Source organism: Ectobacillus sp. JY-23, from assembly GCF_023022965.1.
Taxonomy (GTDB): domain Bacteria; phylum Bacillota; class Bacilli; order Bacillales; family Bacillaceae_G; genus Ectobacillus.
In genome coordinates, this window is the sequence record NZ_CP095462.1 from 351,236 (window position 1) to 375,169 (window position 23,934).

Below are 23,934 nucleotides of genomic sequence, written 5' to 3' on the forward strand. Positions count from 1 at the left end.
CTCTAAATTTCATTTACCGAAAAAATGTATAAAAGATTTTTTATAAAATTATAGATAACTGCTGATAGAAACTAGTCCATAATTCAATCATAAATGCTTGTTCTTTATGATACATTTATATTAACATGATAAGAAAACACCTATGGAGGACATATGTTTACTTTTGAACCAGTAACAGAAGAGTTTTTTGAAGTTGTGAAAGAGATTGTGAATTCAAACGATGTATATAATACGCTAGAGAATGGTTGCGAGTTTCGTACAGATGATGAAATTCGGGAAGAGTTTTTCCATAATGACAATAATCGTGTGACTTATTTTATCAAAGCTGATGAGACGTATGTTGGTTTGGTCGAATATATGAAGCAACATGAAAAAGATGGTCGTCCATGGTTGGGACTGTTGATGATTCATCGTGATTATCAAGGCTATGGCTATGGGACCAATGCGTATTATATGCTAGAGGACATGTGGAAACAGCAAGGAATAACGTCGATACGTTTAGCGGTGATAAAAGGGCATACACAGGCAAAACGTTTTTGGGAACATCTTGGCTTTTCTTTTTATGCCCAAAAGCAGTCTACTAAAGGAATTACAGTCGATTGCTTAGAAAAGAATTTTACTGTTTCTGTTTTTCTTCGAAGAGGAGAAGAGAGAGATGTACAAGAAATTACCAATATATATAATGATGCGGTGTTGCATACAACAGCTACCTTTGACTTAGATGTAAAATCAGTAGAAGAACGCAGGATTTGGTTTTCGAAATATAATGAGCAGTATCCATTGCTTGTTGCGGAAAGGTTTGGAAATGTGATTGGGTACGCATGTTTATCTCCGTTTCGGGAGAAAGAGGCATATAAGCAAACGGTGGAAATATCTGTCTATGTTCATAAAGAAGCACGAGGAATAGGAGTTGCCAAGCAACTTGTTGCCCGTATTATTGATATGGCCAAAGATGCTGGATATCATGTCATTATAGCGGGAATCACAAAGGGAAATGATGCAAGCGTCCATCTTCATGAACAATTTGGCTTTACACATGCCGGCACATTTCGTGAAGTAGGTTATAAATTTGGACAATGGCAAGACGTTATGTTTTACGAGTTGCTTATATAAGAAAGGGGGAGGTGGCGGTTTTAAGTATCATGTACGGAGTCATTTGTTTATTGATGGCTGAGTGGGTTCACATACGCTTGGCACGTACATTGCGCCAGGCAGGTGCTCCTTTTGAATTACAACACTTACCTCTATTTAGTATTATGCTACTGTCGTTGTATGCTATACTGCGTCTCATGGTACTATCACCTTCTGTATCACTTTGCTTAAAATTCGGTATTATTTACAGCGCTACCGGTTCTCTTTTTTTGCTGTTTTTATTTTTTATTAAGATTTTACATTACCAAACCTACATATTTCTGGTAAACTGGTTAAGAAGTGACTAATGTCAGAACACGCAACAGCCCCCATTTTTACAGTGGGGGCTACGTACGTTCACGCTGCTGTATATATAAACAAATTCGTAAAAACAGATAGCCGATAAATAAACCAATAAAGAATGATAAGATAGGCAACCAAATTGGGCCTAGCAACACTCCAAACAGCTTTACACGTGCAGAATACATGAGTCCTATTGTTGTACTATACGCTGATGCAGCAAGCGGAATAGCTGAAAAAGGACTTTTCCCCCCACCGGCGTCTCGAAAGGCATCCCAAATGGCAAACGAATACACACAGGGATAAAACATTAACCATTGATAGTTGGCTTGCTGGATTGCTTTTTCAATTTCGCCATTGAAGCTTAATAAAATGATTTCATTAAAGTTAGCCTGTACATTGATGAGAAATTCTAAAAAGATAAATACGATACCTTTTAGATATTTACCGTTTAATAATTGTCCAAAACCGGGAAGTGCAACACTCCATAACACAGCTTGTAGTTTTCCCACATGCCTCTAGCCTTTTGCGAGTTCGTCACGGTTAGGTGACATAGGGGGTTCTTCTACCCATCCGTGTTGAATCATCAAATTCGCTCCATCTTCTGCAAAACTCCCGATTTCAGCCATCAACCTTGTGTACATAGTTGCTATATCCCTTCTTGGGCTTGATGCGATACTGGCTCCGTAATAGCCCATTCCCAATGAAATCAATGCTGTAGTTTGAAATGCCATTAGTTTATCAGAAAACGGAGCTGCTGTGGAAGCGGATACTTCTGTATCCCATCGCATCGGAGCTGGCACATCATCTTTTCTCATCAAAGTAGTGAAAATATCAATATGTTTAGAAGCAATTTCTTTTCCACGAACCATCAAATGTCTAACATCCTCTGCTTCTGCAGCTTGACTAAAGGCAATCATAGTTGCCACCCCTAATGCGTTACGTTGGATGTTTGCATAAAGGTTCGTAATTTCTAAAGCGGTTAAAGATCTTTTTTCACCTAAAAATCCTGTTAAGAATTTTTGTTTTTTTACAAAATCAATTGTTGCAGGGATAGGTAAAAACGGAGGTCGCACATACAGCCCCTTATGAAGCATAATAGTATTAGCACGCTTTGTTAGCTCAACAGATTCCATTAGGCATGTTTGAAAGTAGTCGAAAATGTCATCTCTGGTTGCTAATGAAACTGCCATACCGTAAGCGTTTAGGCCAGTTTTACCCAACTGTGAAAGAAAGTTAATGCAGTATGTATCAGAAAATAGTTTGGGTGCATCTAAGTTTAAATCTTCCGCCTCTGTAAATCCGTGAGGCAAAGGATAGTCGGCTTCTTGAAAAAAAGCCGTTAGTTTTGTGATGTGTTGCTGTGAAATTTCTAGAGCATATTCTAAAGCAGCACGAATTTCCTTATCTTCTGCATGTACCAAAAGTGATCGTAACATACATATAACAGCACTATCATTCATGTAAGAGGACCATATTTGGGAAGTTTCTGCGGATGACAACTTTACATTATGTTCCATGAATGCCTCCTAACAGCTTTGTTGCCATTAGATTGCCTAAAGTCATACACATTTATTCTTATGAACTGGGCAGAAAGAAAGAGACAAAAGGAGTATTATCATAATATGTCGAAAAAGTATAGTTTAGAAAGAGAAGAAAGAGAAAAACGTCGTTTTCTCTTGTTTCCCATGAAACGGTAATAAACCGTACCTCAGTACGCTAGCTAGCAAAGGAGAGATAACCATGGATATACATCGACTACAAGCACTTAAAGAGATAGCCGAACATTTAAATGAAGCGACTGACATGAATGACATGTTAGAGAATGTATTGTACCGTCTTCTTGAAGTAATGAGTTTAGAAACTGGTTGGATTTTATTTGTAAATGAAACTGGGAAACATGAATTAATTGCCGATGCAAACTTACCAGCCGCATTACAGCATGAACAAAAAAAGCTGATGTGTACAGGTGCATGTTGGTGCACAGAGCGTTTTGCTTCAGGTCGTCTGCAAAAGGCTACAAATATTATTGAATGTAAACGAATTGAAGAAGCTTTGGATTTAGAATGGAACGGAACAGGCGGCATTACACATCATGCAACGGTTCCGCTACGTGCTGGTGAAGAAAGGTTGGGTGTTCTGAATGTAGCGGCAGCCGGAAAGCAAACATTTACAAATGAAGAACTAGCGTTGCTTGAGGCAGTAGCACTGCAAATTGGAACAACGATTAAGCGGATGAAGCTGGTTGAACAAGAGCGCAAGTATGATATTATCTCTGAACGAAATCGCTTGGCACGTGATCTACATGACTCTGTCAAACAATTATTGTTTACAATTTCCTTAACAGCTAAAGGGATGCAAAATCGAACTGAAGATAGAGAACTTGGACAAACGCTTGCTTATATCAGTGAACTTTCAACAACTGCATTACAGGAAATGCGCACATTGATATGGCAATTACGTCCTGAAGGGCTAGAAGAGGGAATTGCTACTGCGCTGACGCGTTATGGTGAAATATTAGGGCTGGAAGTTGATTGTCGCGTTTCGTCAGTACTGATGTTGCCAAGTGAAATTGAAGAGACACTTTGGCGGATTGGACAAGAAGCATTAAATAATTGTAAAAAGTATGCAGAGTGTAGCAAAGTAACAATTATCCTTTCCTTACACCGGTCTAAAAGAGAAGTTCGAATGGTTATACAAGATGAAGGAATTGGATTTGAAAGTACTCACACAAAGAAGCATGGACTTGGGTTAAAGAGTATGAAAGAAAGAGCGGAATTAATGAAAGGCACCTTTCAAATTCAAGACAATAATGGTACAACAATTACTGTCACTATTCCTTGGGGGGACATAGCATGAAATTATTAATTGTAGATGACCATCCCATTGTTCGAAAAGGATTAGTATTCTTTTTAGAAAGCCAACCAGGGATTTCTTTTATCCAGCAAGCAAACAACGGAAAAGAAGCATATGAGATGGTTCAAAAAGAGAGACCTGATGTTATACTTATGGATTTGGCAATGCCTGTTATGGATGGGATTGAAGCAACAAAGAAAATAAAGGAATGGGATTATACCATAAAAATTCTAATATTGACCAGCTTTTCCGAACAGGAGTATGTACGTCCTGCCTTGCAAGCAGGAGCAGACGGCTATCAGTTAAAAGATGTAGAACCAACACAATTAGTTGCTGCCATTCAAGCAGTATACGAAGGCACAATCTCATTGCATCAAAAAGTATCGTCCCTGATGTGGCAACATACTGCGCAGCAAGACGTAGTAAAGCTCACACGTCGGGAAAGGGAAGTGCTTCGCGAGTTGGCAAGCGGGAAAAGTAATAAAGAAATCGGTGCTGCATTACATATTACAGAGCAAACTGTAAAAACACATGTTTCTAACATTCTGATGAAACTCAATCTAGAAGATCGAACACAAGCTGCACTATACGTAGTAAAAAACCATATTATATTATAAAACAAGTATTTGGATAAGGAGAGACAATGAAGCGTGTATTACAAATATGTATAATAATGAGTTTGATATACTTTATTGTAGCAACATTTTTAATGATATCGGCAGCGAAGCACAAGCCAACGCAAAATGCAGAATATATCTTAATATTAGGAGCGCGAGTCTACGACGATCGTCTATCGCTTGCTTTAAAAGCGAGAATGGACAAGGCGCTTATATATTTACATCACAACACAAACACTAAAGTCATTGTTTCAGGAGGACAAGGGCATAATGAAACAATAGCAGAAGGTGTAGCAATGGAACGTTATTTACTTGAGCAAGGCATTTCACAAGAACGAATTTTAGTGGAAGATCGTGCCACAAGCACATACGAGAATATTAAGTATACAATGGACAAATTTTCAGTAAATAAGGTTGTACTTGTATCAAATGACTTTCATATGTATCGTGCTAAGTTGATAGCTAAGCGCCTCGGTATGGAGACTGAAAGCCTCGCAGCACCTACACCGTGGAAAGCAAAGCCTAAGTCGTATGTGCGCGAATACATTGCAATTTTAAAAACATGGTTATTCGATCAATAAAGGGGGGAGTTCAATGATTCGATTTGAGAACGTTACGAAATGTTTTCCGAATAAAACTAGCGCTGTTACCAATGTGAACTTTCAAGTAGAACAGGGTGAATGCTTTGTATTAATCGGACCTAGTGGTTGTGGAAAAACCACGACGATGAAGATGATGAATCGATTGCTAGAGCCATCTCAGGGAAGCATTTATATGCAAGGTAGAAATATACAAGACTATACTATTCACGAATTACGATGGAATATTGGTTATGTATTGCAACAAATTGCCCTGTTTCCACATATGACAGTAGCAGAAAATATTGCCATTGTGCCAGAACTTCGGAAATGGAATAAAAATAAAATACATAAGCGAGTAGACGAATTACTGGACATGATAGGATTATCGCCAAGTTCTTACCGAGAGAGAAAACCAATCGAACTCTCAGGAGGTCAACAACAGCGAGTTGGTGTGGCAAGAGCTCTTGCAGGAAATCCAGATATTATTTTAATGGATGAGCCGTTTAGTGCTTTAGACCCTATCAGCAGGGAGCAATTGCGACAGGATTTAAAGTCATTACAAAAACGTATTCAAAAAACAATCGTTTTTGTTACACATGATATTGAAGAAGCTTTAATGTTAGGTGATCGTATTTGTTTAATGCGAAACGGAGAGATTGAACAATTAGGAACACCTGAGGAATTATTGATGCGACCTAATACGGAGTTCGTTCAAATGTTTATGGGTATAAATAGACATACTGTTTATGATTTGCAAGAAGTGTTCTTGCCATGGAACGGAGAAACGAATCCAATCTCTATAAAGGCCTCGCTACAAGAGCTGTACCATCGCTTAGAGAATCAACAAGCAGTTCCCGTTGAGCAAAATGGTAATATTGTGGGTGTTGTGACAGATCGTACGATTGTTAGCTATTTTGCAAAGGGGGCAAAAATGTGAATGTAATAGAGGTGTTTTTGACCCGTCGCGCGGAATTAACGGTTGCGTTACTCGAACATTTGCAAATTTCATTTACTGCATTATGTATTGCTGTTTTAATAGCTGTCCCTGTAGCTGTTTTGTTAACCAAAACAAGAAATGCAGAGTGGTTTATTGGTAGTGCTGCAGTTATTCAAACCATTCCTTCGTTGGCATTATTAGGTTTGCTTATTCCTCTTGTGGGAATTGGAAAGATTCCTGCCATTGTTGCACTTGTCCTTTATGCACTACTTCCTATTTTAAGGAATACGTATACAGCGATTACTGAAATTGATGCAGCTTTAATTGAGGCTGCTGAAGCAATGGGAATGAACCGGCTGCAAAGATTACAGAAAGTAGAGCTGCCATTAGCTCTACCAGTTATGATGGCTGGTATTCGAACGGCTATGGTATTAATTGTGGGTACAGCTACACTGGCAGCCTTAATTGGAGCAGGCGGCCTTGGGAAATTAATCTTACTTGGAATTGATCGTAATGATCACTTCCTAATTATATTAGGGGCTGTTCCTGCTGCGGCATTAGCATTGATTTTGGATCGATTATTACGGTTTATAGAGAAGCGCCGTTCAGTGAAACTGTTACTTATAACCGCCATTGTTTTGATAGGCACTTTAATTGCACCTGTATTGGGTAGCGGAAAGCCTGATCTTATTATTGCCGGTAAATTAGGGTCTGAACCAGAAATCTTAATTCATATGTACAAGTTACTCATCGAAGAGGAAACGGATTTAGATGTTGCCATTAAACCTGGATTTGGCAAAACATCATTTGTATTTAATGCCTTGCAATCGGGTGAGATTGACATATATCCCGAATTTACGGGAACCGCTATCTCTACATTTTTGAAGGAGAACGCCATAAGTACTGACCGTCAGGTGGTATACGAACAAGCACGTGATGGTATGAGAAAGAAATTTGGAATGATTATGCTAGCACCAATGCAATATAACAATACTTATGCTCTTGCAGTGCCTTCAAAGGTCGCAAAGCAATATAACTTAGAAAGCATTTCAGGTTTGCAAGCTGTCGCCAGTAATTTGAAAGCAGGCTTTACTTTAGAGTTTTCAGATCGAGAAGATGGCTATCAAGGGATAAAAAAGCGCTATGGGCTACAATTTCAAAATTTAGTAACAATGGAGCCGAAATTGCGCTATAGTGCTATACAATCCGGGGATGTGACTGTGATTGACGCATATTCAACTGACAGTGAGTTAAGACAATATGACCTAAAAGTGCTAGCTGATGATAAAGGTGTATTTCCTCCTTATCAAGGTGCCCCGCTATTACGACAGGAAACACTGCAACAATATCCTGAGCTTACATCTATATTAAATCGTCTTGCAAATCAAATCACAGATGATGAAATGCGCGATATGAATTATCAGGTAAATGTAGAAGGACAAACTTCTGCCAAAGTGGCTAAGCGGTATTTACAAAACAAAGGCTTGCTGAAATAGTATTCTATATTACACCTCTGCGTGCAGAGGTGTAATATTTTTGAGGAAAAGAGAAAGTATAAGACATAGAGAGGAGGGGACGGGTATCGAGAAAAAGCTTGGATTTTTAGCGCTCATGTCTTTAGTAGTAGGTACAATGGTTGGCGGCGGTGTATTTAGTTTACCGCATGATCTCGCAGAAGGAGCGAATAGCGGTGCAGTTTTAATAGGATGGTTGGTAACGGCTATGGGGATGATTCCGCTAGCTGTAGTATATCAAACATTGGCGCAAAAAAAGCCAGAGTTAGAAGGGGGTATATATACGTATGCTCGCGAGGGATTTGGTGAATATATGGGGTTCAATAGCGCTTGGGGATATTGGATTGCCGGTGTTTTAGGAAATGTGGCCAGCATTATCTTATTATTTAATGCATTATCTTACTTTTTCGCTGTTTTTCATAATCACACATATGCTGTTATCGGCTCATCTCTATTCTTGTGGACGTTGCATGGACTTGTTTTAATGGGGATTAAAGAGGCATCTGTTGTAAATATCATTGCAACAATCGCGAAGCTTGTTCCTATTCTCGTATTCATTACAATCATGACAACTGTATTTAAAGGGGAAACATTTCATGTGGATTTCTGGGGGGGCGGAGAACCTATCATGATACAAGTAAAAAATACGATGCTCGTTACACTATGGGTATTTGTAGGGGTAGAAGGAGCAGTCGTTCTATCGGGACGAGCCAAGCAACATGGTGATGTTGGAAAAGCAACTGTATGGGGTCTTCTTATTGTTATGTTTATCTATATCGCTATTTCTGTTTTATCACTTGGAGCAATGGAGCGTCAGGAGCTGTCTAAGCTGGAGACACCCTCAATGGGTCAGGTGCTAGAGCATGTAGTAGGGCCATGGGGAGCATCGCTAATCAACATTGGTCTCATCATATCGCTTTTAGGTACACTGATTGGCTGGTTTCTACTCGTTTCTGAAATTTCTCATGTTGCTGGAAAAGACCACGTGTTTCCCCGTATATTTGAAAAAATAGATAAGAAGCACACACCTTATGCAGCGTTATGGATATCAAGTGGTGTTGCACAATTTTTATTCATCATTATTTTGTTTTCTAATTCAACCTATCAAATTATGTACTTTATTGCTACTACGTCCATTCTTTTACCGTACTTATTTTCCGGCTTGTATGCGTTGAAACTTACATTTCAGCCAAATTACGGAACGAATAAAGTGAGAGACAGAATACTTGCTATTTGTGCGGTAACATATTCTTTTTGGTTGGTTTATGCTGCTGGAATGCAAAATTTATTGCTAGTGTCAATTGTATACGGTATCGGAATTTTAGTATATATCATAGCTCGAAAGCAACAAAATCAATACATATTTACCAAATGGGAACGATTTATTATGTTAAGCATCTTACTATGTGCTGGTATTTCCGCTTTCATGTTGATGGCAGGAAAAATCAGTATGTAACAGGAATTCCGTATATGTGAGGCGAATACTATTCTACATAGGTATATGAATGGCGAGAACACATACATGAGGGGGCGTGTAAATGATGAATGAAAGAGAGCAGTTACAACGCATTCAAGAGTTGGCCCGAGAGATTATGGAGATGCTGTTGCAAGAATCACTGTTTGATCGCAATTCTTACTTAAGAGATTCGGTAGAGCATTTAGCTAATACGGTTGATGCGTTAACAAAAATTCAATTAGATCAAGATGTAAATGTACAAGATACATTACGATATACAATTACTAAAATGCGAATTGCACGAAATGCTATGCAGCATGAAAAAGAAACTAAAAAGAACCTAGCTTAGCCTCTCTACAGAGAGGTTTTTTATTTCTATCGAGTTTGTCTTCTTCATATAATGATAAAAGTTGAACAGAGGGGAGAGAGACAAATGAGATTGCGGCAAGCTCTTGACTCACATACTATCAAGCGATTACAACGCATGATTTTCGTCGGTACGTATGAACATAAAAACGAAAGTTACTTTTTGACAAGATGTTTGTCACCTGTTCCAAATGTGATTACAAGCGCAGCTGAAGGAAAAGAGCCTGTGTTTAAGGGGTTATATACGTATAAAGGAAATCAAAAGTTGTTAAATGAGCAAGGTAGAGAAGTACTATTGTTTTTTAGATTAAAGTATGCACATCGTACTTTTTATGCAGAAACAGTTCGAATAGAACCTTATACAACAGAAGAACCATATCAAATGATTCCGATTCCGCAGCTCCAAAAAGGGCAAGAACGGGAAGTCTTTGAACGTAAGTTAACAAACGGTTACATCTCTTTTTTACTAGGACGGTATCCGAGTGATTTACCTACTCCTAAACTACTTTTACATGGAGGGCGTTTATATGGAAATTTAAATATAAGCGCTACGTTTAGTCCATTTTTATATGTAGAAAAGAAAAGACAAGTAAAGTATGTAGAAATAGATGATATTTACGATTGGAAAGGTATTTTGATTGAAGAACAGCTGTATTTTGTCACACAAAGTACCTATGATCATCTCATAAAAAAAATAGAAGAACACGGAAGGGAACTAGTGGTCAACAGTGTAGAAGAAAAAGTGCGTACTCCTGTTACTCCAGAGAAGGAACGCATGTTTTTACGAACGTTTAAACAAATTGCTTACAATAAAAGATTATTTTTTGAAGAAACTGATTTTTGTAATATTCATGTATGTATAAAAAGTTCTTCTATTACGATCATTGGCGGTATGTCAGGTATAGGTAAATCACAATTAGTTGGGGCATATGCGTCTGCCTTAGGATTGCGCTATGGTGCGGAACTTTTGTGGGTGCCTTGTTCACCAGCATTTCAAGACCCTCAAGATATACTGGGCTATTTGCATCCAGATGGTATGTATGTAGCGAGTGAAACAGGAGTAGTGCGAACACTCCTTGCAGCTGCTAAAAACCCTGGGCAGTTATATATGATTGTATTTGATGAAATGAATATGTCACATATTGAACATTGGTTCACCTCGTTTTTATCTTTGCTTGAGCTGGAGGCTACACAGCGTATACTCACTCTATATGAACCTGATGGGATAGAACGGGACATTCCACCTACAATTGCTTTGGGTTCCAATCTGATTTTTGTGGGTACAGTAAATTTTGATGAAACTACAAAAGATTTATCTGATCGATTGTTGGACAGAGTCAACATCATACAACTGGAAAAACTATCATTTCGAGAATCTCTTCATATGAATAGTGCGAAAAAGCCGGCAGAAATTCATGTTTCCACATCTGATTTTCGGGAGAAATGGACACACACTGGGGATGTATTATCTGCTTTTACAGAAGCAGAACTTGAACTCTTAGATACATTGCACGATGCTTTACATGCAAATGATCCAACAAAGGGAATTTCGTTTCGGTGTGTAACCGGTATAGCAATCTATTTGCACAATATACCAAAGGATGAAAATCAATTAACGCTCATTACAAGAGAAGAAGCTTTTGATTTACAAATCAAACAGCGTGTATTAACGAAAATACGAGGTATTGATACTGCAATTGGTCATTTACTTGACATAAAAAAAGACAGCGCACTACAACATATCCTGCGATCTCCATTGGCGCAACAAGTGTCTAATTTTGAGCACAGTATTACCTATATGAATAAAAAGGCTAAAGAGCTGGAGCTGTATGGATATGTTAAATGAGCCATATACAGAAGTATTGGATGGGGAGAGTTTACCTTTTTTGGTTCAACTGATTATTGGATCGGCGGATAAAGGAGAAAAGTTGTCATTGTCACGTTTATGTTCTTCACCTAGCCAAATTCATATGTGCGTATACAATGTACCAGAGTTAAAGCCATTACGTTTGCAACTTTTCGGCAGTGTAGCAGTGACTTTTTTATGGAACAAAATCTACGAAGGAAAAAAAGAACGAGAGAATCGCCATATATTAACGAAAAAACAACCCATCATACTGCTTTATGAACATGGTAAAACGGATTACGTATATCCGTGGCGATGCGGCATTTATCACTTTGAAGTCATATACAATCAAAACGTATATTATGGTGCCTTTCGTATTTATCCTAAAAATTTTTACGATGAGCAATTAACTTTAATTCAAAATAAGGTTAAGTCCATAATGGGTAGTTTGATTGCAGATCGGGGGTATTATAAAAAAACATTTTCTGTGTTTCAAGACCTAGAGGAGCATTCTCAATTAAAAACAATTCGCTGGCTTTCTCAACAGGTAGCACAAATCACACGGATGTATAAGAAGATTGAGAGAGACGTAGGGTATAAATATATATTGCATCAGGAAAGGTGTTATCGAAAACCTATCAGCGCGACTATACGGAGAAATGCGCTATATGCAGCTAAAGGGGAGACTAAATACTGGAATAGACGTCTGATAGAAGCAAAGCAGAGAACGGATTTACAATATGTGAAAATGCAATCTATTTCGTTTTTAGGTGTATTAGAAGAGCTGAATGAATTCCTTACTGATAATATTCAAAAATTACAAGGCATTGAACAAAGTGGCAAACAAGAAAAACAAGCTGTTCAAAATATTGTACAAAATATTGAGAAAAACGGGTCTGTAACAGAGCGTGATAAACAAAAGTATAAGAATATACAACTGTTAAAAGAGACAGATCTGCGGAAAGTCTCTGTAAAATTGCAGGAATATAAAGTGTTATACAGTCTCATCAATAAACTGATGTGTGACATGCGAGGGAGGTTGCATACGAGTTTTTGGAATGAAGTAAAGGTAAGTGATGCAAAACCACCTACTGCTCCTGTATATCAAGAGTTTTGTCATTTTATGCGTAAGCTTTTGAAAAAAAGAGAAGAAGTATATGATGAACCCATATATTTATTTGTTTATAAACCAACGTTTTTGATTTATGAATATTATGTCTTTTTTGCCGTTCTTACTATCTTAGAGGATATGGGGTTCATAGCAAATCCATCTGTGTCTGAACAAATAAAATCTTATTTTTACTTAGATGGTTTACAGGATGGAACTGCAGTTGTAACAGAGAAAGAAGATGTTCGCCTGCGCATCGTTTTTAATGAATTGATTGAAACACATCCGCTGATTGCGCTCAGTAAAGGAAGTAATTTTTATAACGGAGAGGACACAAAAAAGCCGGATGTACGAATTGATTATTTTCGTAAGAAGGATGAGGGTTGGATGTATCAATCATCTATCATTATTGAGGTTAAATATAGTCCTATGTATAATATTTTCCAACCAATAGGGAATACGAAAGCTACAGAACAGATGTATAAGTATTGGTCCATTAAATATGTTGAGCAGCAAGATGGACGAAATGTGTTTCATAGAAGAGCAATCTACGAAGTAATTTGTGTATATCCAGGCAGCCAAATGCATGCAAAAAAAATTGAGGCTGGGTGCGGTATTTTTTTGCAGTTTTATCCGTATATCAAAAAAGAGGTAGAACATCTTATGGGACAAAAAGAATTAAAGCGTATTATTACGGAATGGGTGCAGTAAGTCTTAAAATTTCATGTAACGTATAAAAATAAGAAAAAGGCTTGCTATAGCAAGCCTTTTTCTTATTTAACGTACGCCCATTTATAGGAGTAATCGCCGCCAATTTGATGATAATATACATCTTTTACATACGGTTTTGTGATAATGGCGCGTCCGCGTTGATAAATAGGTGCTAATGCAGCATCTTCAAATAAGATCTTTTCTGCATCTAACAATGCTTTAAAACGAGCTTCTTCATCGGTGGCTAATGAGGATTTCACGTCACTAATCAGTTTGTCATATTTTGGATTGCTGTAAGAAGAGCTATTGTTCGGACTGCTTGAAACAAAGATATCCAGATAGGAGACCGCATCTAAATAATCAGCACCCCACCCGTCAATCGACATTTCAAATTCTTTTTTGCTGACTAACTCTAACTTTTGTTTAAATGGTTGCTGTTTAATAGTAACAGTTAAACCTTCCAAGTTTTTTTCCATTTGTTCTTTTAAATATTCGCCAACCTTTTTACTTGTTTCGGTATCAAAGTTTAAAAGCTCTAACGTAACTTGTTGTTGACCAGTTTCTTCTTTTGCCTTTGCCCAAAGCTCTTTAGCTTTTTTGGTATCTGTTTTATTAAAGTCACCGTTCAATTCTCTAAAATCCTTGCCGGCAGGGTTACTGACAAAGTCTTTTGGTACAAAGAAATATGCTGGCTTTGAACCATTGTTTAAAATAACCGTCGTTAATGCTTTTTTGTCGATAGCTAAATCTATTGCTTTACGGGCATTAACATTTTTAAGCACTGGATTGTTAAAGTTCATACGCAGATAAAAAATGGTTGCTTCCGGTTCTGTTTTGAAATCAGGACTGTTTTTGTACTTATCTACAAATTCTGAAGAAAGTCCCACTTGGTCCACCTGACCGCCTTCATACAGGTTGACTGCAGTAGAGACATCCTTAACAATGTTAAAATTAATAGTATTCAGTTTAACTGTTTTGGCATCCCAATAGGAATCATTTTTCTTAAATTGGAAGCTTTCATTGTGCTTCCATTCGCTTAACTGGAATGGACCATTATACAATGTATTAGCAGCTTCTAAACCGAATTTTCCACTTTGTGCATTGATGAATTTTTCATTTAATGGAAAGTAGGACGGAAACGTTGTTAACGCCAGTAAGGTTGTTTCTGGCAAAGCGGATTCTAATTCTACTACTAGTGTTTTATCATCTGTTGCTTTCACGCCCAGCGTATCTAACCCAGCTTTACCTTCGTTGACTTGTTGGGCATTTTTTATGTAGTACATAATATAAGCATATTCCGCTCCAACTTTTGGGTCTACTAATCGTCGCCATGCGTATACAAAATCTTGTGCTGTAACTGGATCACCATTTGACCATTTAGCATCGCGAAGCTTAAAGGTATATGTTTTTTTGTCATCACTTACTGTATAAGATTCTGCCATACCAGGGATTGGTTTGTTTTCTTTATCAAGACGATATAAACCTTCCATAGTGTTAACCATGATACGGAACGCAATAGCATCTGTCGCTTTTGTTGTATCCATCGTTGGAATTTCATCTGTTTCAATTAAATTTAAAACCTGTGGACGCTTTTCACCTGTGCTCTCTTTACCTTCGTCTTTGTTGCCACCGCAACCGACAATCATGGAAAGTGAGAGCACAGAAGAGAGCGCTATTAATGCCTTCTTTTTCATCGTAATCATCCTCCTTGTACGTACTGTCAATTAGTATAAATCGTTTTGGGAGAATTATGCGAAAAAGGCACAATGAACCGTAAGTTCGTTGTGCCTTTTTGAAGAAGACTGGATAGCATTTTATGGTATTGTCTTGCTGCATTATTATAAAAAGATTGCTTATACATGTTCGAGAGGATATCAAGTATTAAAACCCAAAAATACTTAAAATCATACGACGTCTCTTTTTATCCGCTGTAATTTCTCGAATGGGGGCAAGGGGTTTTGCTTCCTCCAATTTTTGTAATTGCGTCTGTAGTAGTTGAATTTGTATTCGAAGTTCTTCAATCTCATTGCGATGCTGTAAAAGTTGATAAGCTACCACTTCATCAGCCTTGGTGTCTAGCTTTTCTTCCATTCGATCCAGGCGTGAAAGGAGTTCTGTGCTGGATATCTTTTCTTTTATGGAGCGTTCATCTTGCATGAAAGGTATTGTGTTTGGTTTCATGTCAAGAACTTGAGTTGGTGCAGATGTAACTTCATAAGCAACCGTAGCAGCAACTTCAGTATTGGCAACTTCTTTTGTATAGTAATCTATAATTCGATTCACATCTGCTTCGCTGAATATATAATGACCAAATTTATTTTTTTCAACGTCCATCTGTAGTTGACTGACAATCCGCATTATAACCTTTGGACTAACACCTAATTTTCGAGCGACCATGGGAGTTTTATATTCCATCTTAATCCCTCCTACATTCTGAATAGAATACGATTTCTCGCTTAGAATGTAATTACCTGCAAGCGTGACAAAAGAAGTGGGGAATCGTCAAAGAAAGTGAAAATTCCCGAGTTCTCTCAGGAATTTGTCAAATTACTATATAGATTTATGGAAGTGTAGCAGGTATTTCTGCATGGAAAATCTCATCTCGTATGTAAATATCTGGTGTATCAACTGCTTGGTCATAAGTAAGGACAAGGCCGAATGGAGAATTTCCTTTTTCATTTTGAACGATGGTAAATGGGATTTTTTTTTCGTTTGCAAACCTAATATACGGCGATAAATAAGAGTATGCAACATCCCCGTTCAACAGCATTTTTACGTTCTTCTGCAGCGCTGTGCCAATTTGATAAGGCGTCTGTCTCATAACTTGTCCTTTTGTTAATGCAAGTTCAACTCTTTCTCGTAAAGTACCTAAAAACAAGCGGCGCTCTTCCGGGTGTTGCTCTTTCGCACCATATATTCCTTCTTGTAAGTAATCATCTAGTTTTTTGTTCATAACAGTCCTCCTTCTCTATAATAATTTATGTCAAAATGCCGTTGAACATCCAAATTAAAAATTTTTGTCTAAAAAGCAGGAAATACAGGTATCACTTTCGAAAGATGTAAAAGAATGTTTTTCAATAAATTGTGGGCGAAGTTATCTTCTTATGTTACGATACAACATATAGATATACGGCAAGATTTAATGGAGGAACGGGAGGTTTTTCACATTATTAGCCAAATTGAACAACAATTTTGTACATATTTGATAGAGAACAGTAAAAGATTTGTAGCAACATGGCAAAGTAAAATTATTGTTTCAAAACATGATCCATTTCAAAAAGAGATGATAGAAAATGGAGAGAATTTATTTCGATTTATTATTTCACTGTTAAAAGGTGAAACAGTTATTGAGGATATTCAGCCAATTTGTCATAAGATTGCATCGGAACGTGCGCAAGCCGATGTGAATATTGGAGAGTTTGTATATAATGTAAATGTTGGGAGAAATGAGCTGTTTGAAGCCATGTACGGACTGGATGTTCAAGCAAGCGAACTAAAGCCGCTTATTACAAAGGTTCATCATTGTTTTGATGCGATGATTTATCACACGGTACTTAAATATTCTGAAATCATCACAAAAACGTTAGAAGAAAAGCAGCACTTTATTGATGAAACACATAAAGAACGACTTACTATTTTAGGTCAAATGTCAGCGAGCTTTGTCCATGAATTTCGAAATCCCCTGACCTCAATCATGGGATTTGTAAAATTACTTCGAGCAGATAATCCAATGTTACCGTATCTTGATATCATTTCTCATGAACTTGATCAGCTAAACTTTCGCATTTCGCAATTTTTACTCGTATCCCGAAAAGAAATGTGGAATGAGAAAGAGATGTTTAGTTTAAATGAACTATTTCATGAGATTATTCATTTTCTATATCCGAGCTTGGTGAATTCAAACGTGTCGATTGAAAAAAATATGTTTTATCCTATTGATTTGTATGGATACAGAAGTGAAGTGCGTCAAGTCCTTTTAAATATCTTATTGAATTCTATTGATGCTTTAGAAGCACACGGGAAAAATCGTAAAATTATAATTGATACATTTGAAGATGAACAAGATATTCATATCATTATTAAAAATAACGGTCCTATGATACCAGTTGATAAAATTGAAACCATATTTGAACCGTTTGTTACAACAAAAAAGCTTGGTACGGGTATTGGCTTGTTTGTTTGTAAGCAAATTGTCGAAAAGCATGATGGTCATATTTCATGTGAATCTTCACCTGAATGGACACGATTTTGTATGACATTTCAAAAGCAAGCCAATCCTAGCCGAACAAGGTCATAATAACAAATGCCGCTTTAATTGGTGATGTATAAAAGCTCCATTTTAGATAGGAAGTCAACTGTATAAAAAGTGTAAACTCGGTTTGCTTCAATGTGTAGACGAGGCGATGTTAACAAAGGTTTCTCACTTTCTGATGCGCGAATTTCGAAGTCTGCTACACCTGGACTTACCTGTAGATATGCAGTTAATTCTGTAAATGCTACACTTGAAAATAACGGCTCACCAGTCTTAAGAAATAAATCAATGGGTGGCGCATCAGAAGAAAAATGGCCCAATCGAATTTTGGCTTGACCAAATGGCAAAAACGTATCTTCTGTATACTGAAGAATGCGCGGCGTACTTTTGCCTGTGATAATAAGCAAGTAACTCATCCCGCTACGTATAGGAATGATAGCAGAAAGGGCTGTCTTTACACCTTCCATTACATCAAATCGATATTGCCCTGGGGGTAAGGAAAAGGTCTCGCTACATTGTTTAAGGGCAAGTTTCTGCAGGACAGGTTGGTGGTTTACGTGTATATCATAAACAGGATATTTGGGAAATGCGTGTAAAACGCGTACTTTTGCAGGAGTAGCAGAACGATACATAAGAATATATCACATCCTTTGCTTAGATGTAATTCCGTTGTATGTATATGCATGAAGCATTGGAATTATTAACGTATAACAACTACCATCAGGTTATACCTTAAGAAAGGTGATAGGTATTTCAAGAGAAATCTCCCAATACACTGGGGGATTTTTTTATGGTATGGGCAAATGCACATACGCATGTATACCTGTCCGACATACCTTGTAGATGTAAGCACTTTTGTATGTAAGGAGTGAAAACTATGTGGGGTTATGGAGGTTATGGAGCCGGTTGTGGTTACGGCGGCGGCTATGGCTTTGCTTTATTGATTGTATTGTTTATTTTATTAGTAATTATCGGAGCAGCATGGTATCACTGATGTAATTAGAAAGGGCGCTGTTTCTTTTTAAACCGATCACGGTAGTGTGATCGGTATTTTTCGTTTTTTTATGGATAATAGGGTTTTCAAGCCCTTAAAGTAAGAGGTCTGACGAATTTAATACGAACATTATAAGGTTTGTTTGTATTTATAATTCGTAAATTTGTTGACTTTAAAGTGTGGTTATGGTAATTTTAAAAAGGATTTTTTGATATAGCTACTTATGAAATTACGAAAGATAAGTGAACTGGGGGATACGTAGATGAAGCGAGATTATGATGTGATTGTTGTAGGAGCAGGTCCTGCCGGGATTTTCACTTGTTATGAACTTACATTGAAAATGCCACAAGCTAACATACTGTTAATTGATAAAGGACATGATATTTATCGAAGAAATTGCCCGATTTTACAAAAAAAAATCACGAAATGTCCACCTGCAGCAGGGAAAAAAGAATTTGCAGGCTGCTTACCGGCTTGCTCTATTACAAATGGGTTTGGAGGAGCGGGTGCATACTCAGACGGTAAATTCAATATTACGAGTGAGTTTGGCGGGTGGATGACAGATTACTTATCACCTTCCACTGTTATGGAGCTCATTCGCTATGTAGATGAAATCAATTTAGCACATGGGGCTACAACGTCTATTACCGACCCATTAACAGAAGAAGTGCGTGATATTGAGCGGAGAGGATACGCAGCTGGCCTAAAACTGCTACGTGCTCAAGTTCGTCATTTAGGAACAGAACAAAACCTAGAGATTTTGCAAAGCATATTTGAATACTTAAAGACGAAAATTGACATGCAATTCAAAACAGAAGTAGAAGATCTTATTACGGAAAAAGTTGAAAATACACTTGCTGTTCGTGGGGTATTGTTGAAAGATGGAACAGAAATCTCAGCACAAAAGGTAGTGATTGTACCGGGCCGTGATGGATCTGCTTGGCTAACGAAAGTAATGAAAAAGCGCCGTTTAAAAATGAGTACGAATCAAGTGGATATTGGTGTTCGCGTTGAAACTTCCAACGTGGTTATGGAAGAAATCAATAAGCACTTATATGAAGGAAAATTTGTGTTTAATACATCTGTTGGAACAAGGGTACGTACATTTTGTAGCAACCCTTCTGGACACGTTGTAGTGGAAAATCACTCTGGCATTATGACCGCAAACGGACACGCTTATAAAGATCCAACATTAGGAAGTGAAAATACGAACTTTGCTTTGCTTGTATCACATCAATTTTCAGAGCCATTTGATCAACCAAATGAATATGCACATGAGGTCTCAAGATTAGCAAACCGAATTTCAATGGGCGGTGTCATTGTGCAAAAGTACGGTGATATCTTAAAAGGACGACGTTCAACTGAAAAACGAATTCGGGAAGGGTTCCTAGAGCCAACGTTGAAAGAGGCTGTTCCAGGGGATTTAGGACTTGTTTTGCCATATAATACAATGAAAAGTTTAATTGAGATGACAGAAGCCCTAGATAAAGTGACGCCGGGTATCGCATCAGAGCATACTTTATTTTATGGTGTAGAAGCAAAATTTTATTCAGCGCGTCCGAAGTTAAATGAGTATTTTGAATCAGAAATCGGCGGCCTGTATTTAGGCGGTGACGGTGCAGGTGTTACACGCGGGTTGGCGCAGGCAAGCGCATGCGGTGTATGGATTGCACGTGATATTGTAAAAAAAATAGAGGCGCCAAGCAGAGAAGCTGTTGTTTTGTAATATGTGGAAAGAAAACAAGATGCTGTGCATACTATGTACAGACAAACTAAAAAACTCACGATAAGTGAGTAGGGTACTTACCGAAGATGTTCATACAGTCCGTACTCAAGGGAAAGAAGTTGCCAAAATATGGGCGCGAAACGAAAGAAATGAAAAAGAACTGCTGAAAAATCAGCAGTTCTTTTTATGTTGTCTCTGTTTCACAGACTGTTGCGCTCGTTCATATAAAGAAAGTAGGCGAATGTTTACAGAGTTGCGACAGAGCAAGCGGCATAGCTTTTGCTTATGTATAGATGAAAGCCAAAGGAGGAGAATTGTATGCATTATGATTTATATAAACCGAACAGGCATTGGAAGGATATTGAGCTATGGAAAGATGTTACAGAAGAGCAATGGAATGATTGGATTTGGCAACTCACCAATACAATCAAAACATTAGAAGATTTGAAGAAGGTGATACACCTTACACCAGATGAAGAAGAAGGTGTTAGAATTTCTACGAAAACCATTCCTCTGAATATAACACCTTATTATGCATGGCTCATGAATCCAGATGATTTTCGTTGCCCGGTTCGTATGCAATCCGTTCCCATTTCAAAAGAGCTGTACAAAACAAAATATGATCAAGAAGATCCACTCCATGAGGATGAAGACTCTCCAACACCGGGTTTAACACATCGATATCCGGATCGTGTATTATTTTTAGTTACGAATCAATGCTCTATGTATTGTCGGTATTGCACACGCCGTCGCTTCAGCGGGCAAATCGGTATGGGTGTACCTAAAAAGCAACTTGATGATGCCATATCTTATATTGCTTGTACGCCTGAGGTACGGGATGTGCTTATTTCAGGAGGAGACGGATTGCTAATTAATGACAATATCTTAGAATACATTTTAAAACATTTACGTGCTATTCCTCATGTGGAAATTATTCGAATCGGTACAAGAGCACCAGTCGTATTTCCTCAGCGTATTACTGAGAATTTGTGCAATATTTTAAGAAGATATCATCCAATCTGGCTTAATACACATTTCAATACCTCCATTGAAATTACCGAAGAATCAAAAAAGGCTTGTGAAATGTTAGTGGACGCAGGTGTTCCACTTGGTAACCAAGCTGTTATTTTAGCGGGCATTAATGACAGCGTGCCAATTATGAAGAAATTGATGCATGATTTAGTAAAAATTCGTGTTCGGCCTTATTATATCTATCAATGTGATTTGTCTGAAGGAATCAGCCATTTTCGAGCACCAGTTTCAAAGGGGTTGGAAATTATCGAGGGATTGCGCGGTCACACATCAGGTTATGCAAATCCACAATTTGTAGTTGATGCGCCTGGTGGAGGTGGGAAAATTACTCTACAACCCAATTATCTGCTATCTCAAAGTCCGGATAAAGTAGTACTTCGTAATTTTGAAGGCGTAATTACGACATATCCCGAGCCTGAAAACTATATAGCAGGTCGTGCAGAAGACTATTTTAGTACAGTTTATCCAAATTATTCTACTAAACAATCAAATGTTGGTGTGTCTGGTTTGATGAACGATGTAAAGCAAAATATAGTGCCGGAAGGACTACAACGAATTAATCGCCGCAAGCAATACGAAAGCAACCCTGAACACGTTTCTTTGAAGAACAAACGTGAAAAACGTGATGAACTGAAGGAAAAGAAGTTTCAATCTCAATTAAAGAAGTTGCATGAAGGTGTTGATAAGGAGGGGTAAATATGTTGACGTGTGAATGGTGTGGTTCAACACATGTAAAAGAAAGTAGCAATACAGTGTTTTGGGAATTGCCAGACGGTACAAAAACAATCGGCATTATAGATACGCCATGTATATGCTGTGCTGAATGCGGCATGGAGTACCAAACAACTGAGATTGTGAAAAACATTGAAGACCAGTTATTTCTAATCAACACAAAGCAGTTGGAAAAGTCCTTAGCATATGAAGAGCTTATGGCAAAACCCCGGTTATTAAAGCGAAATTATTTTGACTTTACGCAAGGTTAAAAGTGAGACGCTGTCGTGTCCGGCGTTCTTTCATTTACAATTGTAAATTTCATGTACCATAATAAAAAAATAAATATGTTGCAAAATATATAACATCTCCTTATATTGTAGGGATAAGTGATAACCACAAAAACGTTAAAGCTACAAAAGGGGATATAGAGGTATGACAAAGTCTTTTTATCACTACATGATGAAATATCGCGATACATTTCAACGAGATGATTTAAGTGATTTGGCACAAATCATGTATGAAGATCATAGCTTTCCGAAGCAATCCAATGATTACGAAGAAATCAGCTCTTATCTGGAGCTAAGCGGACTACTTCCTAATATGTCTGTTTTTGACAGCGCCTGGGAGTATTATCTGCAAGCTGTATAAGTAAACAATTACACACAAAAAAAGACCTTTTTATAAAGGTCTTTTTTTGTTATAAATTCTTTTTACAACAGGCGCGTCTCTAATAAGCGTTTTCTTTTCTATGGCATATACTGATATCGTCAAAGTGCCATTTTTCAATCACGACTTACAAAGGAGGGAGCAACATGACCAGGAAAAAACAACCGAAATATAATGTTGGTGATATAGTCGTGATTACGCTATACGGAACAGTTGGAAAGATTACAAACGCAAAAATTCTAGATGGTGTTTATGTATATGAAGTAAATAATCACGACGGTCTTTATGTAGAAAATACATTGCAATTAATTACAGATTACGAGGGACGTAACGTGGAAAAAGAATGGATTGAACTTAACTACAAGTTTACCTTTGGAGATCTTGTGCAGGTAACTGGTTATGACAAAGATGTGTTTCGCGTTGTCGGCTATCGTACTGAAGTATGGAGATATAAAAATGACGCTTGGGAAGATACCATTTATGAGTTATCACGCATTACTGATGGTGAATGGTTAGAAGCGGATGAATCTGATTTAACCTTGCTTGCAAATGCACAAACTGCAAATTCCATTTTAAAAAAGTTGAAAAACGACAAAGCAGGGATTAATAAATTGGATTTAGAAAAATTAAAGTCTATGAATCATTCAAAACGAAGTGGTGCAAAGACAAACCGCCAAGAAATTATTGATGGACTGCTTGATATTTATAATGATTATCGGGAGTTGTACGAAACATTTAAAGATGAAGAATATATGATTGTAATGAATTTAGTAATGCATTACTTAACGAAGTTATCAGAAAAGAAATAGTAACGGATTATAAGGAATTTTACAAATGAATCAAAATGAGCTCTAGTAATAAATACACAGTGTAAGGTATGCCCACAATTGTTAAAAACAAAAGTAAGATGGAAATTAGCTTGTCCATTATAGTGTCGAACTGCTCGCTTTCGCAACTAGTCAAAAGCGGCTTTTCTTCTGTCTGCATATATTTTACGTTTTTCATATATAAATCCCCCTTCATGCAACTTGTACTATATACATATGAATATGCGATGTGGTATAGACCCGCGTATAGAAAAAAGATACGAAAAATGTATAGGATAAGTGTTCATAATTTTCTTTTTT

25 protein-coding genes are annotated in these 23,934 nt (G+C 37.5%); 18 read left to right on the forward strand and 7 right to left on the reverse strand.

All coding sequences use genetic code 11. The annotated features are described in order from the left end of the window. Window positions 1-153 precede the first annotated feature (153 nt). Together MUG87_RS19660 and MUG87_RS01920 are read left to right on the forward strand one after the other, a co-directional pair. Complete coding sequence (locus MUG87_RS19660; RefSeq protein ID WP_368042553.1) at window positions 154-1,113, forward strand: GNAT family N-acetyltransferase; 960 nt, start codon at window positions 154-156, stop codon at window positions 1,111-1,113. A gap of 11 nt (window positions 1,114-1,124) precedes the next feature. Beyond that, window positions 1,125-1,439, forward strand: a complete 315-nt coding sequence (locus tag MUG87_RS01920) for a hypothetical protein (RefSeq protein WP_247085031.1) — start codon at window positions 1,125-1,127, stop codon at window positions 1,437-1,439. 39 nt (window positions 1,440-1,478) lie between these two features. Here the strand turns inward: MUG87_RS01920 and MUG87_RS01925 are convergent, their stop codons facing one another. Both MUG87_RS01925 and MUG87_RS01930 read right to left on the reverse strand, forming a co-directional pair. Next, window positions 1,479-1,943, reverse strand: a complete 465-nt coding sequence (locus MUG87_RS01925) for a hypothetical protein (protein WP_247085033.1) — start codon at window positions 1,941-1,943, stop codon at window positions 1,479-1,481. A 6-nt stretch (window positions 1,944-1,949) separates the two neighbouring features. After that, on the reverse strand, window positions 1,950-2,951 hold the full coding sequence (locus MUG87_RS01930) for a DUF3231 family protein (protein WP_247085035.1): 1,002 nt from the start codon (window positions 2,949-2,951) through the stop codon (window positions 1,950-1,952). 223 nt (window positions 2,952-3,174) lie between these two features. Here MUG87_RS01930 and MUG87_RS01935 point away from each other — a divergent pair, with 223 nt between their 5' ends. The 9 genes from MUG87_RS01935 (at window position 3,175) to MUG87_RS01975 (ending at window position 13,423) form a co-directional block, all read left to right on the forward strand. Then, a complete protein-coding gene (locus MUG87_RS01935) occupies window positions 3,175-4,290 on the forward strand; it encodes a GAF domain-containing sensor histidine kinase (RefSeq protein ID WP_281503669.1) in 1,116 nt (371 codons plus the stop codon). Further along, window positions 4,287-4,904, forward strand: coding sequence for a response regulator (locus MUG87_RS01940; protein WP_247085037.1), 618 nt, complete (start codon window positions 4,287-4,289; stop codon window positions 4,902-4,904). The genes MUG87_RS01935 and MUG87_RS01940 overlap by 4 nt, the downstream gene beginning before the upstream one ends. Window positions 4,905-4,930: 26 nt before the next feature. After that, the gene (locus tag MUG87_RS01945; protein WP_247085039.1) at window positions 4,931-5,485 is read left to right on the forward strand and encodes a YdcF family protein; all 555 of its coding nucleotides are present in this window, start codon (window positions 4,931-4,933) and stop codon (window positions 5,483-5,485) included. Between the two features lie 13 nt (window positions 5,486-5,498). Beyond that, the gene (locus MUG87_RS01950) at window positions 5,499-6,422 is read left to right on the forward strand and encodes an ABC transporter ATP-binding protein (protein WP_247085041.1); all 924 of its coding nucleotides are present in this window, start codon (window positions 5,499-5,501) and stop codon (window positions 6,420-6,422) included. Next, on the forward strand, window positions 6,419-7,918 hold the full coding sequence (locus MUG87_RS01955; RefSeq protein ID WP_247085043.1) for an ABC transporter permease/substrate-binding protein: 1,500 nt from the start codon (window positions 6,419-6,421) through the stop codon (window positions 7,916-7,918). Before MUG87_RS01950 ends, MUG87_RS01955 begins: the two co-directional genes overlap by 4 nt. Before the next feature lie 85 nt (window positions 7,919-8,003). Next, a complete protein-coding gene (locus tag MUG87_RS01960) occupies window positions 8,004-9,392 on the forward strand; it encodes a basic amino acid/polyamine antiporter (RefSeq protein WP_281503692.1) in 1,389 nt (462 codons plus the stop codon). An 82-nt stretch (window positions 9,393-9,474) separates the two neighbouring features. After that, window positions 9,475-9,741, forward strand: a complete 267-nt coding sequence (locus MUG87_RS01965) for a LemA domain protein (RefSeq protein ID WP_247085045.1) — start codon at window positions 9,475-9,477, stop codon at window positions 9,739-9,741. An 84-nt stretch (window positions 9,742-9,825) separates the two neighbouring features. Continuing rightward, window positions 9,826-11,604 (forward strand): AAA family ATPase, encoded by a 1,779-nt coding sequence (locus MUG87_RS01970; protein WP_247085047.1) that lies wholly within the window; start codon window positions 9,826-9,828, stop codon window positions 11,602-11,604. Further along, window positions 11,594-13,423, forward strand: a complete 1,830-nt coding sequence (locus tag MUG87_RS01975; RefSeq protein WP_247087439.1) for a hypothetical protein — start codon at window positions 11,594-11,596, stop codon at window positions 13,421-13,423. The genes MUG87_RS01970 and MUG87_RS01975 overlap by 11 nt, the downstream gene beginning before the upstream one ends. Before the next feature lie 62 nt (window positions 13,424-13,485). Here the strand turns inward: MUG87_RS01975 and MUG87_RS01980 are convergent, their stop codons facing one another. From MUG87_RS01980 to MUG87_RS01990, 3 genes are all read right to left on the reverse strand, one after another. Next, entirely contained in the window at window positions 13,486-15,117 is a 1,632-nt protein-coding gene (locus tag MUG87_RS01980; protein ID WP_247085049.1) for a peptide ABC transporter substrate-binding protein, read from the reverse strand. A 187-nt stretch (window positions 15,118-15,304) separates the two neighbouring features. Next, the gene (locus MUG87_RS01985; RefSeq protein ID WP_247085051.1) at window positions 15,305-15,838 is read right to left on the reverse strand and encodes a chromosome segregation protein; all 534 of its coding nucleotides are present in this window, start codon (window positions 15,836-15,838) and stop codon (window positions 15,305-15,307) included. Between the two features lie 145 nt (window positions 15,839-15,983). Continuing rightward, window positions 15,984-16,376, reverse strand: a complete 393-nt coding sequence (locus tag MUG87_RS01990; RefSeq protein WP_247085052.1) for a YueI family protein — start codon at window positions 16,374-16,376, stop codon at window positions 15,984-15,986. Window positions 16,377-16,565: 189 nt separating this feature from the next. Between MUG87_RS01990 and MUG87_RS01995 the strand changes: the two genes are divergently transcribed. Then, window positions 16,566-17,720 (forward strand): histidine kinase N-terminal domain-containing protein, encoded by a 1,155-nt coding sequence (locus MUG87_RS01995; protein ID WP_247087441.1) that lies wholly within the window; start codon window positions 16,566-16,568, stop codon window positions 17,718-17,720. Window positions 17,721-17,734: 14 nt separating this feature from the next. Here the strand turns inward: MUG87_RS01995 and MUG87_RS02000 are convergent, their stop codons facing one another. Continuing rightward, window positions 17,735-18,307 (reverse strand): DUF4397 domain-containing protein, encoded by a 573-nt coding sequence (locus tag MUG87_RS02000; RefSeq protein WP_247085054.1) that lies wholly within the window; start codon window positions 18,305-18,307, stop codon window positions 17,735-17,737. 245 nt (window positions 18,308-18,552) lie between these two features. Here MUG87_RS02000 and MUG87_RS02005 point away from each other — a divergent pair, with 245 nt between their 5' ends. From MUG87_RS02005 to MUG87_RS02030, 6 genes are all read left to right on the forward strand, one after another. Next, a complete protein-coding gene (locus MUG87_RS02005; RefSeq protein ID WP_124564655.1) occupies window positions 18,553-18,669 on the forward strand; it encodes a YjcZ family sporulation protein in 117 nt (38 codons plus the stop codon). 262 nt (window positions 18,670-18,931) lie between these two features. After that, entirely contained in the window at window positions 18,932-20,395 is a 1,464-nt protein-coding gene (locus tag MUG87_RS02010; RefSeq protein ID WP_247085056.1) for an NAD(P)/FAD-dependent oxidoreductase, read from the forward strand. 318 nt (window positions 20,396-20,713) lie between these two features. After that, window positions 20,714-22,123, forward strand: coding sequence for a lysine 2,3-aminomutase (gene ablA, locus MUG87_RS02015; RefSeq protein ID WP_247085057.1), 1,410 nt, complete (start codon window positions 20,714-20,716; stop codon window positions 22,121-22,123). Window positions 22,124-22,128: 5 nt separating this feature from the next. After that, window positions 22,129-22,410, forward strand: a complete 282-nt coding sequence (locus tag MUG87_RS02020; RefSeq protein ID WP_247087443.1) for a YokU family protein — start codon at window positions 22,129-22,131, stop codon at window positions 22,408-22,410. A 163-nt stretch (window positions 22,411-22,573) separates the two neighbouring features. Further along, window positions 22,574-22,789 carry a YozE family protein gene (locus tag MUG87_RS02025; protein WP_247085059.1) on the forward strand — a complete coding sequence of 72 codons (216 nt, stop codon included), beginning with the start codon at window positions 22,574-22,576 and terminating at the stop codon, window positions 22,787-22,789. A 164-nt stretch (window positions 22,790-22,953) separates the two neighbouring features. Continuing rightward, complete coding sequence (locus tag MUG87_RS02030) at window positions 22,954-23,616, forward strand: hypothetical protein (RefSeq protein WP_247085061.1); 663 nt, start codon at window positions 22,954-22,956, stop codon at window positions 23,614-23,616. A 19-nt stretch (window positions 23,617-23,635) separates the two neighbouring features. On the opposite strand, the gene MUG87_RS02035 is transcribed toward MUG87_RS02030, so the two are convergent. Next, window positions 23,636-23,812, reverse strand: coding sequence for a DUF3930 family protein (locus MUG87_RS02035; protein ID WP_247085064.1), 177 nt, complete (start codon window positions 23,810-23,812; stop codon window positions 23,636-23,638). Window positions 23,813-23,934: the final 122 nt, after the last annotated feature.